Consider the following 14,121-nt stretch of genomic DNA (forward strand, 5'->3'; position numbering starts at 1 on the left):
AAAATTATAAATAACACGACAAAAAATTGGACACCAAACAAGTGAACAAAAGGATCTGATTATGAGCTCTCTACGAAGAAAATGGGTTAGCGACCCGGCTTTCAAATTATTTAAAAAAGTCTTACCACCGCTTTCCAGTACAGAGAAAGAAGCGATGGAGGCTGGCAGTGTTTGGTGGGATGGTGAGTTATTTTCCGGCAAGCCTGATTTTACCAAATTGCATCAGTACCCTAAGCCAGCCTTAACCGCAGAAGAGCAGTCTTTCATGGACAATGAGCTGGAGACTCTATTGTCTATGTTGGACGATCATAAAATCGTCAAAGAAGATCGGGATTTGCCGCCTGAAGTATGGCAGTACTTACGTAAAGAGCGATTTTTTTCTCTGATCATCTCAAAGCAATATGGCGGTCGTGAATTTTCTTCATTAGCTAACTCAACCATTGTTTCGCGTATCGCAACTCGGAGCATTAGTACCGCGGTTACCGTCATGGTGCCCAATTCACTCGGGCCGGGTGAGCTGTTGTCACACTATGGTACGCAAGCACAAAAAGACTATTGGTTGCCAAGGCTTGCCGATGGCACCGATATTCCTTGTTTCGCACTGACGGGGCCAGAGGCAGGCTCGGATGCGGGTGGCATTCCAGATGAAGGGATCGTTTGTTATGGCGAGCACGATGGAGAGAAGGTGCTTGGCATTCGTTTGAACTGGAATAAGCGCTATATCACGTTGGCTCCGGTTGCCACCGTTCTTGGTTTAGCCTTTAAGATGTACGATCCAGATGGGTTAATGGGTGATAAAAAAGAGCTGGGGATCACGTGTGCTCTTATCCCTGCTGATCATCCGGGTGTGGAATTCGGTGAACGACATGATCCGTTAGGGCTTGCGTTTATGAACGGGCCAACACGTGGTCATGATGTGTTTATCCCAATGGACTGGTTGATAGGCGGTCAGGATTTCGCAGGCAAAGGTTGGCGAATGCTGGTGGAGTGCTTGTCGGCGGGTCGTGGTATTTCTCTTCCGGCTCTGGGTACGGCAATTGGTCATCTCACTTCGCGCACGACAGGGGCATATGCTTATGTGCGTAAACAGTTCGGTATGTCGATTGGTAAGTTTGAAGGGGTAGCAGAGGCGCTAGGGCGTATCGGTGGCCTGACATATCTACTCGAAGCGACCCGGACATTGACCACAACATCTCTGGATTTGAAAGAAAAACCGGGCATTGTCACGGCGATTGCGAAATACCACATGACAGAAATGGCTCGGACCATTCTCAATGATTCGATGGATATTCACTCTGGTCGTGCGATTCAGGATGGCCCAATGAACTATCTTGCCACTCACTATCTCGGTATCCCAGTGGCGATTACCGTTGAGGGCGCGAACATTCTTACCCGCAACCTGATGATTTTCGGTCAGGGGGCGACACGATGCCACCCATACGTATTGCAAGAAATGGAAGCAGCGGCGAATCCAGATCCAAAAGCAGGGGCAGAACAGTTCGATAAGTTGTTGTTTAAACACATCACCCACGCAACGAAAAATACGTTTGGTGCGTTTGGAGCAGCATTAACAGGTTCTATGTTGGTCAAAGCCGATATGAGTGGCCCGACAAAACAGTATTATCGAGAAATGACGCGTATCAGCCGCGCACTTGCTGTCAGTGCGGATGTTGCTATGTTGACCCTTGGCGGAGAGCTGAAACGAAAAGAGATGATTTCTGCGCGCCTTGGTGATGCTTTGGCTTACTTATACATGGCATCTGCTGCGTTGAAAAAATATGAAGATGAAGGTCGCCAGCAACAGGATTTAGATTATGTCCATTATGCGGTTCACCACTGTTTTTATCATGCAGCCAAATCACTGCAAGAAGCTTATAGCAACTACCCACAAAAAGCGGTCGGTCGCATATTGAAGCTACTTGTGTTCCCACTTGGTAACCATTACCAACGTCCTTCAGATGATCTCACGGTGAAGCTGGCCGAAAGCTTGATGACCCCCGGAGCACATCGTGACCGTCTGACACACCTATGTTATATCGGGCAAGATACCAACGACAGTGTCGGTTTGATGGAGCAAGCTTTCCTTGCCATGTATAGTGTGAAAAGCTTGGAGCGTAAATTGATAAAAGCGGCTAAAGATGGAAAAGTTGACCGTAAAGGCCCACTTAAAGATCGCCTAGATCAAGCGCTGGAAGCGGAGGTACTCACTGAACAAGAAGTTGAAAAAATCCTTGCTGCTGACAAGCTACGTTATCAAGCGATTCAGGTGGATAACTTTAGTCATGACTTTAGTGAGGTCACCACGAATAAAGCGTCAGTGAAACCGACGTTGGATGATGTCGCATAATTAGGGTCTGTTGATCTTTTGTGGTTAAATTTTGATGCGAATAGATATGTGAGATAAGGCACCGTTTGCGGTGCCTTTGTTGTTATCAGACAAGAGAGATACTACAAACAGCTCCAACCACTTAGAAAAAAGCGGTGTTTTTTAAGAAATAAGATGAGATTTGATGTTGAAACTTTTATCCTAGCGGGGTTTTGTAAAGGAAGTTGAATATGATCATCAAACCTAGAATTCGCGGATTTATCTGTACTACTACGCATCCTGTAGGCTGTGAAGCTAACGTAAAAGAACAAATTGCTTACACTAAAGCGCAAGGCCCAATCAAAAACGCACCTAAGCGTGTACTTGTGGTTGGTGCTTCAAGTGGCTACGGTCTATCTTCTCGTATCGCTGCGGCATTTGGTGGCGGTGCTTCAACTATCGGTGTTTTCTTTGAAAAAGAAGGCACAGAGAAGAAGCCTGGCACAGCTGGTTTCTACAACTCAGTAGCATTTGAAAAGCTAGCACGTGAAGAAGGTCTTTACGCGAAAAGCCTAAATGGCGATGCTTTCTCAAATGAAGCAAAAGAAAAGACAATTGAGCTGATCAAAGAAGACCTTGGTCAGATTGATATGGTGGTTTACTCACTGGCTTCTCCAGTACGTAAAATGCCAGAAACTGGTGAAGTGATTCGTTCATCACTAAAACCTATCGGTGAAACGTACACATCTACTGCTGTTGATACCAACAAAGACGTGATCATCGAAGCAAGCGTTGAACCAGCGACAGAAGAAGAGATCAAAGACACTGTAACCGTAATGGGCGGTGAAGATTGGGAACTTTGGATCAACGCTCTGTCTGAAGCAGGTGTTCTAGCTGACGGTTGTAAGACAGTAGCATACAGCTACATCGGTACTGAGCTGACGTGGCCTATCTACTGGGACGGCGCACTAGGTAAAGCGAAAATGGACCTAGACCGCGCGTCTGCAGCACTAAACGAAAAACTGTCAGCAACTGGCGGTAGCGCAAACGTAGCGGTACTGAAGTCTGTTGTGACGCAAGCAAGTTCTGCAATTCCAGTTATGCCACTGTACATCGCAATGGTATTTAAGAAAATGCGTGAAGAAGGTGTACACGAAGGTTGTATGGAGCAGATCTTCCGTATGTTCAGCCAACGTCTATACAAAGAAGACGGTAGTGCTGCTGAAGTAGATGAAGTAAACCGTCTACGTCTGGATGACTGGGAACTTCGCGACGACATTCAACAGCATTGTCGTGACCTATGGCCACAGATCACCTCTGAAAACCTAAAAGAACTGACGGACTACGTTGAGTACAAAGAAGAGTTCTTGAAACTGTTTGGTTTCGGCGTTGAAGGTGTTGATTACGATGCAGATGTCAACCCGGCGGTTGAGACAGATTTCATTGAGATCTAATTGAAATTTGATACGAAAAAGGCGCTCTATTGGCGCCTTTTTTCTTTGCTAACGAATTAGCATTGATTGATTTCTTCATAACCACCAGCCCCTTTAAACCATTGGGTTAGGTGCGTTTTCAGATCTTTCAGCTCATCAGGCCCAATTAAGGCTAATCCGAGGTCTTCGGCACGAGTAATGTCGTTGTAGCGAAGAGGGCGGAAACTGACTAACATCGCGCGGGCTTGCAATCCCCCCAGCAGATCGCGTAAAGACTCCAGCTTGTAAAGTGTGTCATCCCCGTCGTCTCGCATGCCTTTTGTTTTGCACTCAATAATATGCAGCTTGTTATTCACAACCGAAGCCACGTCGAGTTCGTTGCGAACCTCTCGATCACCTAATTGGCGGTAGACCTGTACGTTCAAAGAGTGATCTTGAATCGTAGGCATGTCTTTTTGGATTTGTCTTACCGTGCTGTGAACCAGTGTTTCTAGCCATTCACCGTTGGAGAAACGACGGGCATCTTCATTGGCAAATGTGAGTACGCCATTCTCGTAGGTAGCAATTTGAGCTTCAACCAGATCCGTAAGCAACATGTTGAGCTCACGATAGCCTTGCTGCTTTTCTGATAATTCAACATCGAGCTTTTGTTCTTTGCGGCAGGTTGTCGCTAAGTAGTTCAAAGTCGCGAGACCCGGACCAAGTTCAAGTGCATTACTTGCCCAGCGCTCTCCGAGCTCATACAGCTTTTGATCCAGTTGTGGCGGAAGTTCATGCTCGTTAAATTCGCCACGAGCACCAAAAATCGTTAAATAGTCAGAAATGGTGATGCGGTCTTGGACTTGAGTGTCTTCTTTGCCATCAGGGTATAGCCAGCACAAACGGTCACTGCTTGGTTCGACGACAAAAATAGGCCAATGGAACGTTCGGAAGACCTCATAGACAGAAAGAAGACGGTGTCGCAGGCCGCAACTTGCATTGAGCTTGACGGCTTCCCCGCGCGCTTTTAAATCGGCCGCGAGGTTAATCACAGCCTGTTTAATTGCTGAAGTATTTGCGACATTTGGAATTTTGAAAAACTCAGACGTGATCCCTCGCTGGGCCAGAACACTATTTAATCGGGTATACATACTTTCCTGAGTATCTACACCAATGAAAACAATATGGTTGCTGATAGTGCGATTATCCAACAATGGAGTGACCAAGCGAATCGGATCTTGATCGATGATGCCAACATGAACTGCCATATACCTTCCTCATGGTTGGCCTGCAAAAATGATGGATGAAAAGATAAATCAGCAAGCCATACAACCGATATAATGTTAAGCCCGAAAAAAAACAAGGGCAGCTTGAAAATAAAGCCGCCCTTATTTGATTATTTACAATAACTTTACAGTTTAAATCGATGTACTAGTGCGCCTTGTTGGTTTGCTAGGTCAGTGAGTGCTGCGCTGGTTTGTGCAATATTCGCCATCGCTTGGTAACTGGCATCCGCGATCTGGTTTATCTCTTCGATATTTTGCGCAATCGCACAGGTTGTTTCATTCTGCTCTGCTGCCGCCTGAGAAATATGGCCACTCATATGGCTGATTTCTAGAATTAATGCTTGAATCTCTTCCATCGCACTGTTGGCTTGCGAAGCTTGGGAAACGGACTGTGTCATGTCTTCCCTGCAACTTTGAATTACATCGCTGGCAGAGCTTGAACACGTTTGTAAACTGCTGATCATACGCTCAATTTCTGATGTAGAATCAGTTGTTCTTTGTGCTAATACCCTCACTTCGTCAGCCACGACTGCAAAACCACGTCCTTGCTCACCTGCACGAGCCGCTTCAATAGCTGCATTCAAGGCGAGTAAATTAGTTTGCTCGGCAATGTTACGAATAACATCCAAGATTGACCCAATGTGGCTGCTCATTTGGCGCAGTTCACTTACCGCATCAACAGATTGATTCAATCTTGATTCCAACTGATTGATGGTCGTGATGTTGTTACTCATGATCAGACGACCAGACTCAGACGCTGCCTCCACACGTTCAACCATCTGTTGGGAGCTCTGTGCACTCTGAGCGACTTCTTGCACTGAATGGGTCATCTCGGTCATTGCGGTGGCAACATTGGCCGTTTGCTCTCTTTGCTGGCTCAGCTGCGCTTGGGCATGTGAAGAGGTTTCTTGGTTGTCACTAGCGGTGTGGGTAAGGTTGTCTGACGCGTGATTGAGCTTATTGAGAATGTCATGCAGGTTGTCTGCAAGCGCATTAATATGGCTACTTACGCGGCTGAACTCATTGTTGTAACGGATATCAATTCGCTGTGTGAGATCACCTTCAGAAAGACTTTCTAGCGTTTTCAGTATGCGGGTGAGGGGAGAGCGTACGCTGTGAGCAATATGGTACCCAATAGCACCTGCTGTAACGAGCACGACCACGCCAATTAGAATGGCTCTTAACACACCATGATCGTAGACCTCGCCAGCCTCGACGACTGAAAGCTTGAGTCCTCCTTGCGCTTCTTGAGAAAACGAATTCAAGATCGCCATGGTGTTATCCACTTCACGCGTTAGATTGGCGATGTTGTCATACAGTGCAGATTTAGCCGCCAAATAGGTGTTGTGTTGATCGAGCACGCCGCCTTTTTTACCCACATCACGGGTAAATTGTTGAACAAATTCATCAAATACTTCTTTAATCTGAGGCATTTGAGTTGTAAGGCCGCGATAAGCGTAATTTAAGTGAGTGACGGCTTTTTTGTTTTTTGCTACGGCTTTTGAAACCAATTCGGAATCGCTACTAGCAAGTGCATCAGAGGTGATCACCTCTGCATCTTTCAGTTTAATGAAGTAGCTTTTGGCCATCACTTTGACCGAAATACTGCTCTGGTCATCAACGTACTCTTTCATTCCCACACTCAGTTCTGAATGAAGACGCTGGAATTTACGCGTAGATTGCTGCACCTGAAGCTGAGCGGCGAACATGGCTTGATAATTGTCCATCGCCTGAGCCGCTTCAGAAAAGTAGCGTTCTTCCATCGTTTTTAGTTGCTCAATTTTTTCAACTAAATTGGCATTGCCATGGCTCGCTTGTTCGAGTGCTTGTAGAGATTGACCGTAAGTTGACTCAGCGGAGGTGAAGGCTTCACGCATGGCTGCCATGCGCTCCTGACTTTGTGTGGTCAGGAAGTCTTTAAAATACTTATCCGCTGAAAGCAAATTAACACTTGTTTGATTCGATAGAGAAACCAGTGGTAGTGAAACGTTTGATACTTCTTCAAAATTATCGTGTATTTGCTCCATGCTCCGCATCATCAAAAAGGTGGTGATAACGAACATGATTATGATTAGGGCAAAACCAGCATACATGCGCCTGATCACTGAACCCTTCATAGAAATCTCCCCAAAAAACAAAAAAGACAATAAAAGACTGAACGAGAGTCTTAAAAAAGTAACAAAATAATCATTGTTGTATTGATGGTGGGAGGTGGGTTTTATGACGGACAATACAAATTTTAATAGAAGTTAATAGCAATTATTAAAATTGTTAACTGGACGCTGTTTTTATTGAGCTTTGTCTGCCCTTGGCGCATACTGCGATAACAAGCATACAAAACAAGATGATATGGAGTGTTCCATGGCTGAAGAAACGATTTTCAGTAAGATTATCCGTAAAGAAATCCCTGCCGATGTGGTCTATCAAGATGACTTAGTGACCGCTTTTCGCGACATCAACCCACGAGCGCCAAGCCACATTCTGATCATTCCGAATAAATTGATCCCGACAGTAAACGATATTGAAGCCGATGATGAACTGGCGTTAGGTCGCATGTTTACCGTGGCTCGCCAACTGGCAAAAGAAGAGGGGATTGATGAAGACGGTTACCGTTTGATCATGAACTGTAATGCTCACGGTGGTCAGGAAGTTTACCATATTCACATGCATCTTGTGGGTGGACGCCCGTTAGGTCCAATGTTGATGAGCTAGTCTAATTGGGCTTTGAACTCGGAACAGAAATAAACTTTTTTCGAAGTTTGCAGTCCAATCAGTCGGTGAACATAAGGGTGGCAACAGCCACCCTATTTACTTACATACAATAAATCGAACTACGGAGTACGAAGTGCTGAATCACATTCGACTCACTTTTGTTGCTGCTAGCTGTGTTGCGTTGACCGCGTGTGCAAATTTTTCTGCTGGCAATCTTTTTAGTCATTACAGCGCGCAGAACAGCGATGTTTATCAAGCCGTGAAAAAAGGTGACTACGCCGAGGCGGCGAACCAACTGCCTAGCTCGGTGGCAGGTGATATCCTAGATAACTTTGAAAAAGGTCGTGTGTACCTATTAAACAACGACTATGAACAGAGCAAAGCATCGTTTGAACTCAGTGATCAGTCGGTCAGAACGCTCCAAGACAAAGCGACAGTCTCCGTGTCGGAAACCGCCACCAGCGTTGGCGCACTAGCGGTGAATGACAACTTAGGAACGTATCACCCGGCTGACTACGAACTCGGCTTCCTTCATCTCTATTTAGGGTTGAATTATCTGCACTCGAATGATTTGGAAGGAGCATTAATTGAAATGCGTCGAGCCAATCAAGTGCAGGAGAGAGCGCGTAAAGAGCGTGAGAAAGAACTTGAGTCGGCACAAAAACAGATGCAATCACAAGGTCTCACTCCCAATTTAGGCAGTGTGCTGTCGAATTACCCAGATGCAGGCAAAACATTACAGGCGGTACAAAACGGTTATTTGTTATACCTTTCTGCCCTGTTGTATGAAGCGGATGGTGACTTAAACAGCGCTTATGTTGATTATCGACGAGCATTGGCTGTGTCTCCTAACAATTCGCAAGTGATTGACGGAACCATGCGCGTCGCTAAGCGTTTGGGTATGCGACAGGATTTAGTTAAGCTCGAGAAACGCTACGGTAAAGTTGAGCCCCTGAATGCAGGGCAAGCCCGTGTTATCGTGATTGATGAGCAAGGGATTGTTAAAGCCATGCAAGGTTGGAAACAGACCTTACCGTTGTTTGACAGCCACGGTAATGGTGCATGGTATTCTCTGGCATTGCCTTATTATCCAAATGGGAATCAGGCTTCATTTAACGGCATCAAGCTCAATGGCAAGAAGTTGAATGATTCGCTACTTACGGATGTTAATTTGATGGCACAGCGGAATTTGTCTGAGCGCTTGCCTTCCATGGTTATGCGTCAGGCGCTGAGAATTGTTGCTAAGGAACAAATTCGACGTGAAGCAGCAAAAGATGATGATGTCGGTAATTTGGTCTTCAATATTTGGAACACGTTGACTGAGCAACCGGATACGCGCAGTTGGTTGACCCTTCCAGGGGAAGTTTACACAGCAAGTTCGCAAGTTAAAGCTGGCGAGCAGACGGTAAAAATTAATGGTACACCTTATCAATTTGATGTGGCTGAGAAGCGCACAGTACTGGTTTGGGTATCAAGACAAGGTAGTAATGCTACGATGTGGCATAAACAACTGGGAAGATTGTAATGAAAAAATGGCTATTGGCTGCAGTGGCAGCACTTATTATGTCTGGCTGCACGCAAAATACCGCGGGCTTACACATTGATGGTGCATCTCAAACGGTGTTGTTTGGAGACAATGTGTTGAGTTCACGCCTCGAAGTAGCTGATATTTCAACGAGCGAAGTAGATGGGCGTGCTCGAGGAATTGTTCGCTTGGCGAGTCAGTACAAAGGTGATCAAGTCATCCAATATCGTTTCTATTGGTATGACGAGCAAGGGCTAGAGGTCAATACCCAGCTTGCACCGTGGCGCCAACTGATTGTACGAGGTATGGAAACGGTTGCGATTTCTGAAGTGACGGTTAACCCGAATGGAAAACAGTTTCGCGTACAGATCCGCGAAGGTGAAGAATAGTTGCTTGTTGTCTACAACAGGCACAATTTATGCAGATAAAATTGGTAAATTGAGGAACCAATAATGAAAAAAAGTGTTATCGCATTGCTTGGCTTAGCCGTGATTCTAGGTGGTTGCTCGAATAGAGTAAGCTACGGTGATGCTCAAGCAGTTGAAACAACGACCATCGACTTTGGCTCAACTGACTTGCAAAAAATTGCGGGCGAAATGGTTGATAGCATGATGATGTCTGGCTCTGTGGCGGCAATTACGCGTGACTCTCGACCAATCGTATTTGTTGAGCGAATCAAGAACAAAACCAGTGAACATATTGATACGGAATCCATCACGGACACTATCAGCACCAAGATGCTCAATTCTGGTAAGTTCCGCTTTGTCGATATGGATCGTGTAGAGTCCGTACGTGAACAACTTAACTTCCAAAATAATGATGAGCTAGTGAATCAAAGCACGGCAATTCAGTTTGGTAAAATGGTTGGTGCTCAATACATGATGTACGGAAACCTATCAAGCATCGCTAAAAATGCGGGTAATGATAAAGACGTGTACTACAAAATGACCATGCGTTTAATGGACCTAGAAACAGGTCTGATTGAATGGGCAGATGAAACTGAAATCCGTAAGCAAGAATCTAAGAGCTTCTTAGGTCTATAAGCTTTATGAGTTAGGAATGAAAGAGGTGATGTATGGCAAGAATGTCATGGCAAGAGGCCAGCCAACTTGATAGTTCGTTGTTATCTCTTAATCACTTCTTTCATACCGCTCCAGAATATGCCCAAACACTGACTGGTGGTTTAACCAATCGCTGCTGGAAAGTGGTTTTACCCGACAACTCTGCTTATGTGTGGCGCCCAGCCACTTCTATTACAAAAGCATTTTCGATCTCTCGCTTTCAGGAGTATCAAATACTCAAAGCGATAGAGTCATCTCATCTTGCACCGCAAGCAATTTACATCAATGAACAAGGTCTTCTCGTGGAATGGATCGAGGGCGAGTCACTGCACAAGGGGCTTGATTTTGATGCATTGCTAAAGACGTTGGTCAAAGTCCATACTCTTGATACCTCTCGAATCCCAGTCGCCCCCTTTAACTTTACAGCTCGGGTTGATCATTATTGGATGTTATTGAAACCTGAAATAAAGCAAGGTGATTATCTTTCTTTGTACCAACAATGGCGGAAAGCGCCAAACCTTGCCGATGTGGGGACAACCTTGTGCCATTTTGATTTGGCGGGTTACAACATGGTGAGTACTGAGGTTGGACATCGGGTGATTGATTGGGAGTACGCTGTCATTGCGGATCCGCGTTTAGATTTGACTTTGACGATAGACGTTGCTGAAGAAAAGCCATTAGATGCGGTGTTCCGATATTGCCAACTGAGAGAAATTGAAGGCGTTGATGACTGGGTTGAAGGTGTGATGGCTTGGCAACCGCGAGCAACTCTCATGGCCATGTTATGGTATTTATTAGCCCACCAGCTATGGGGAGATGACCATTATTTGAGCCAAGCTCAACAACTCAAAGGGTCGTTTTGCAGCTAAGATCACTGTTTCACTTAACGCCTTGTTCAAAATAAGATTCAGAGCTTTAAAAGCTTGGTTTACATGATAGATTGAAAGCTTCAAGGACGGGGGTAAACCATGATCATTTATTTACACGGCTTCGATAGCAATAGCCCAGGTAATCACGAGAAAGTGCTGCAATTGCAATTTATTGACGATGACGTTCGTTTCATTAATTACAGCACTCTTCATCCAAAGCACGATATGCAGCATTTATTAAAAGAGGTCCATAAGGCGATTGAGCTATCCAACGATCCTGACCCAATGATTTGTGGTGTGGGTTTAGGCGGGTACTGGTCTGAACGTATTGGCTTCTTGTGTGGCATCAAGCAGGTGATATTTAACCCAAATCTACATCCAGAAATCAATATGCAAGGTCGTATTGATCGACCTGAAGAATATGAAGACATTGCGACGAAATGTGTTTCTGAATTTAGAACGAAAAACAAAGATCGGTGTATGGTGATTTTATCTCGAGAGGATGAAATTCACGACAACAGCAAAACGGCAGCTACCCTTGAGTCGTACTACGATATTGTATGGGATGACAGCCAAACTCATAAATTTAAAAAGATTTCGCAACACCTCCAAGCGATGAAGGCGTTTAAGGCCTCTAGCTAACGCTAAAACTATCCTTTTTGTCACCAAAAACGACTCACCATTCAGTGGGTCGTTTCTTTTTTCAGCAGATGAATCATTTGTTGTACAAACCCATGAGTTTTCTATTGAGATAAATGCAAACTATGGTTGCGCAGCAAAATTTGCTCTATATAATGACTTACTTATAAATTATTTGATAAATATCAAAAAAAGTTGAGAGCAAGATAAAACTTGCCCATGAATCACTAGCTGGCGAAACAGCATAGTGCTTTGCATTGTCGTAGTGCATTTAATCCGATGACGTATCTTCAAACCTGTTGTTCCCTCTATTGCTGCTTAAGGGGTAGCGAATACAAATTTTATCGATCTGAGTATTCGGGTCGAACCACATTTATTTATATTTAGAGGATAGTTACAGTGACACGAATTATCGTTGTTGGCGGTGGCGCGGGCGGTTTAGAGCTTGCGACCAAGTTAGGCCGCACTCTGGGACGTAAAGGACGCGCAAACGTAACCTTGGTTGACCGTAAATCAAGCCATCTTTGGAAGCCCTTGCTACATGAAGTTGCGACTGGATCATTGGATGAAGGTGTGGATGCGTTAAGCTACCGTGCTCATGCAAAAAATCATCACTTTGATTTCCAATTAGGTAGCCTGACCGATATCGACCGTGAACGTAAAGTGATCACTTTAAGTGAAGTAAAAGACGAGCATGGCGAGCTTCTTGTTCCGAGTCGTGAACTGGAATATGACTTACTTGTTTTAGCTATTGGCTCAACATCCAACGATTTCAATACACCAGGTGTTCGTGAACACTGTATTTTCCTAGATAGCCCAGAGCAAGCACACCGTTTCCGTACGGAAATGAATAACCAGTTCCTAAAACTGCATGCCAATAATGGTCAAGGTACGGTTGATATTGCCATTGTTGGTGCAGGGGCAACAGGGGTAGAGCTTTCTGCTGAGCTACACAATGCGATTAAAGAGCTTCGTACATACGGCTTTAAAGATCTGGACTCAAGCAAGCTCAATGTTAACTTGGTTGAGGCGGGTGAACGTATCCTTCCTGCGCTTCCACCTCGTATTTCAAGTGCAGCGCATCAAGAGCTCACTAAGCTGGGTGTGAATGTACGTACTGCCACTATGGTGACTGAAGCCAATGAGAATGGCTTAACCACGAAAGATGGTGAACAAATTCCAGCGAAAATCATGGTGTGGGCTGCGGGGATTAAAGCGCCTGACTTTATGAAAGAAATTGGTGGTCTTGAAAGTAACCGTATCAACCAATTGGTGGTTAAAGACACCTTGCAGACAACGCGTGATGACAACATTTTTGTTATCGGTGATTTGGCACAGTGCACTCAGGAAGATGGAACATTTGTACCACCTCGTGCTCAAGCTGCACACCAAATGGCGAGCCGTGCATTTAGCAATATTGTGGCTAAATTGAATGGTCGTGACCTGAAACCATACGTATACAAAGATAACGGTTCTCTAGTTTCATTGAGCCGTTTTTCTACCGTTGGTAGCTTGATGGGTAACCTGACTAAAGGTTCTATGATGGTTGAAGGGCGTATTGCTCGTGTTGTGTATGTGTCACTGTACCGTATGCACCAAATGGCGCTTCACGGCGTGTTCAAGACGGCGCTTATTGTTTTGATGGGACGCATTAACCGCGTACTCAGACCAAATCTGAAATTGCACTAAGCGCAAATAAACAGAATAAAAAAGAGCTCGAATGAGCTCTTTTTTTGTATTGGCTTCTCGTACTCACTGGGCACCTATTCAGGGATAATTGAATAAACCAGCCCTTCATAAGGCTTGCCGTCATACAAGTAGCGGTTTGCTGCTTTCGTTTCAAAAACGGCATGGCAAGCCGTTGCAAGATGTTGGCTTGGCAAGTTTTTAGGATCGCACACAATCTCAAGTCGCGTTAGCTTTAACTGAGCAAAACAAAATTCAATGACGGCATCGAGCGCTTCTTTTGCGTAGCCGTGCTGTTGAAACTCATCTGCAACCCAGTAGCCTAAACTTGCCATATTGAAGGTATGGTAAAACTCATTAATGGCGATCATTCCCATCAACTGACGGCTGCTGCGGTCATAAATACCAAAACCAAAGGCTTCTGCTTTTACCCAGTTCAAGCGTGTGGCTAGTATGAAACGCTCAGCTTCTTTTTCCGTGAATTCTGGGTGGCACCAGTCAACCCATTGGTGAAGGGATGATGAACGAGAAACTAAGGTCGCAAGTTCTGTAGCTGATTTTGAATCGATCAGCTCTAGCGATAAGCGACGAGTTATAATTTGGAAGTCAGGACTCATAGTGACAGT

At 45.0% G+C, this 14,121-nt stretch carries 12 protein-coding genes; 9 read left to right on the forward strand and 3 right to left on the reverse strand.

The genetic code is table 11. The features are described from left to right. Positions 1 to 61: 61 nt before the first annotated feature. Both ACQEXU_RS00715 and fabV read left to right on the forward strand, forming a co-directional pair. Positions 62 to 2,347 carry an acyl-CoA dehydrogenase gene (locus tag ACQEXU_RS00715; RefSeq protein ID WP_427009275.1) on the forward strand — a complete coding sequence of 762 codons (2,286 nt, stop codon included), beginning with the start codon at positions 62 to 64 and terminating at the stop codon, positions 2,345 to 2,347. 209 nt (positions 2,348 to 2,556) lie between these two features. Then, on the forward strand, positions 2,557 to 3,759 hold the full coding sequence (fabV, locus tag ACQEXU_RS00720) for an enoyl-ACP reductase FabV (RefSeq protein WP_427009276.1): 1,203 nt from the start codon (positions 2,557 to 2,559) through the stop codon (positions 3,757 to 3,759). 56 nt (positions 3,760 to 3,815) lie between these two features. Here the strand turns inward: fabV and ACQEXU_RS00725 are convergent, their stop codons facing one another. Together ACQEXU_RS00725 and ACQEXU_RS00730 are read right to left on the reverse strand one after the other, a co-directional pair. Continuing rightward, positions 3,816 to 4,985, reverse strand: coding sequence for a DUF1887 family protein (locus tag ACQEXU_RS00725; protein WP_367986798.1), 1,170 nt, complete (start codon positions 4,983 to 4,985; stop codon positions 3,816 to 3,818). Between the two features lie 143 nt (positions 4,986 to 5,128). Beyond that, entirely contained in the window at positions 5,129 to 7,120 is a 1,992-nt protein-coding gene (locus ACQEXU_RS00730) for a methyl-accepting chemotaxis protein (protein ID WP_427009277.1), read from the reverse strand. A gap of 244 nt (positions 7,121 to 7,364) precedes the next feature. Between ACQEXU_RS00730 and hinT the strand changes: the two genes are divergently transcribed. The 7 genes from hinT to ACQEXU_RS00765 all read left to right on the forward strand — a co-directional run bounded on the left by hinT (position 7,365) and on the right by ACQEXU_RS00765 (position 13,498). Beyond that, positions 7,365 to 7,715 carry a purine nucleoside phosphoramidase gene (hinT, locus tag ACQEXU_RS00735; RefSeq protein WP_367986796.1) on the forward strand — a complete coding sequence of 117 codons (351 nt, stop codon included), beginning with the start codon at positions 7,365 to 7,367 and terminating at the stop codon, positions 7,713 to 7,715. Positions 7,716 to 7,848: 133 nt separating this feature from the next. Then, complete coding sequence (locus ACQEXU_RS00740; RefSeq protein WP_427009278.1) at positions 7,849 to 9,240, forward strand: COG3014 family protein; 1,392 nt, start codon at positions 7,849 to 7,851, stop codon at positions 9,238 to 9,240. Continuing rightward, positions 9,240 to 9,629, forward strand: coding sequence for a YcfL family protein (locus ACQEXU_RS00745; RefSeq protein ID WP_427009279.1), 390 nt, complete (start codon positions 9,240 to 9,242; stop codon positions 9,627 to 9,629). Before ACQEXU_RS00740 ends, ACQEXU_RS00745 begins: the two co-directional genes overlap by 1 nt. Positions 9,630 to 9,692: 63 nt before the next feature. Next, on the forward strand, positions 9,693 to 10,283 hold the full coding sequence (gene lpoB / locus ACQEXU_RS00750) for a penicillin-binding protein activator LpoB (RefSeq protein ID WP_367986793.1): 591 nt from the start codon (positions 9,693 to 9,695) through the stop codon (positions 10,281 to 10,283). Between the two features lie 32 nt (positions 10,284 to 10,315). Then, entirely contained in the window at positions 10,316 to 11,170 is an 855-nt protein-coding gene (locus ACQEXU_RS00755) for a phosphotransferase (RefSeq protein WP_427009280.1), read from the forward strand. A 99-nt stretch (positions 11,171 to 11,269) separates the two neighbouring features. Continuing rightward, the gene (gene ycfP, locus ACQEXU_RS00760) at positions 11,270 to 11,812 is read left to right on the forward strand and encodes an alpha/beta hydrolase YcfP (RefSeq protein WP_427009281.1); all 543 of its coding nucleotides are present in this window, start codon (positions 11,270 to 11,272) and stop codon (positions 11,810 to 11,812) included. Between the two features lie 396 nt (positions 11,813 to 12,208). Beyond that, positions 12,209 to 13,498: an NAD(P)/FAD-dependent oxidoreductase gene (locus ACQEXU_RS00765; protein ID WP_367986790.1), complete on the forward strand. Its 1,290-nt coding sequence runs from the start codon at positions 12,209 to 12,211 to the stop codon at positions 13,496 to 13,498. A 74-nt stretch (positions 13,499 to 13,572) separates the two neighbouring features. Here ACQEXU_RS00765 and ACQEXU_RS00770 read toward each other — a convergent pair whose 3' ends face one another. After that, positions 13,573 to 14,112 carry a GNAT family N-acetyltransferase gene (locus ACQEXU_RS00770; protein WP_427009282.1) on the reverse strand — a complete coding sequence of 180 codons (540 nt, stop codon included), beginning with the start codon at positions 14,110 to 14,112 and terminating at the stop codon, positions 13,573 to 13,575. Positions 14,113 to 14,121 lie beyond the last annotated feature (9 nt).

The sequence above is a fragment of the Vibrio sp. TRT 21S02 genome (assembly GCF_050113675.1).
In the GTDB taxonomy this organism is placed as follows: domain Bacteria; phylum Pseudomonadota; class Gammaproteobacteria; order Enterobacterales; family Vibrionaceae; genus Vibrio.

Bases quoted from the DNA above. Each gene is read 5' to 3' on its own strand.
- ACQEXU_RS00715 (WP_427009275.1), top strand. From the start codon at position 62: ATGAGCTCTCTACGAAGAAAATGGGTTAGCGACCCGGCTTTCAAATTA.
- fabV (WP_427009276.1), top strand. From the start codon at position 2,557: ATGATCATCAAACCTAGAATTCGCGGATTTATCTGTACTACTACGCAT.
- ACQEXU_RS00725 (WP_367986798.1), bottom strand. From the start codon at position 4,985: ATGGCAGTTCATGTTGGCATCATCGATCAAGATCCGATTCGCTTGGTC.
- ACQEXU_RS00730 (WP_427009277.1), bottom strand. From the start codon at position 7,120: ATGAAGGGTTCAGTGATCAGGCGCATGTATGCTGGTTTTGCCCTAATC.
- hinT (WP_367986796.1), top strand. From the start codon at position 7,365: ATGGCTGAAGAAACGATTTTCAGTAAGATTATCCGTAAAGAAATCCCT.
- ACQEXU_RS00745 (WP_427009279.1), top strand. From the start codon at position 9,240: ATGAAAAAATGGCTATTGGCTGCAGTGGCAGCACTTATTATGTCTGGC.
- lpoB (WP_367986793.1), top strand. From the start codon at position 9,693: ATGAAAAAAAGTGTTATCGCATTGCTTGGCTTAGCCGTGATTCTAGGT.
- ACQEXU_RS00755 (WP_427009280.1), top strand. From the start codon at position 10,316: ATGGCAAGAATGTCATGGCAAGAGGCCAGCCAACTTGATAGTTCGTTG.
- ycfP (WP_427009281.1), top strand. From the start codon at position 11,270: ATGATCATTTATTTACACGGCTTCGATAGCAATAGCCCAGGTAATCAC.
- ACQEXU_RS00770 (WP_427009282.1), bottom strand. From the start codon at position 14,112: ATGAGTCCTGACTTCCAAATTATAACTCGTCGCTTATCGCTAGAGCTG.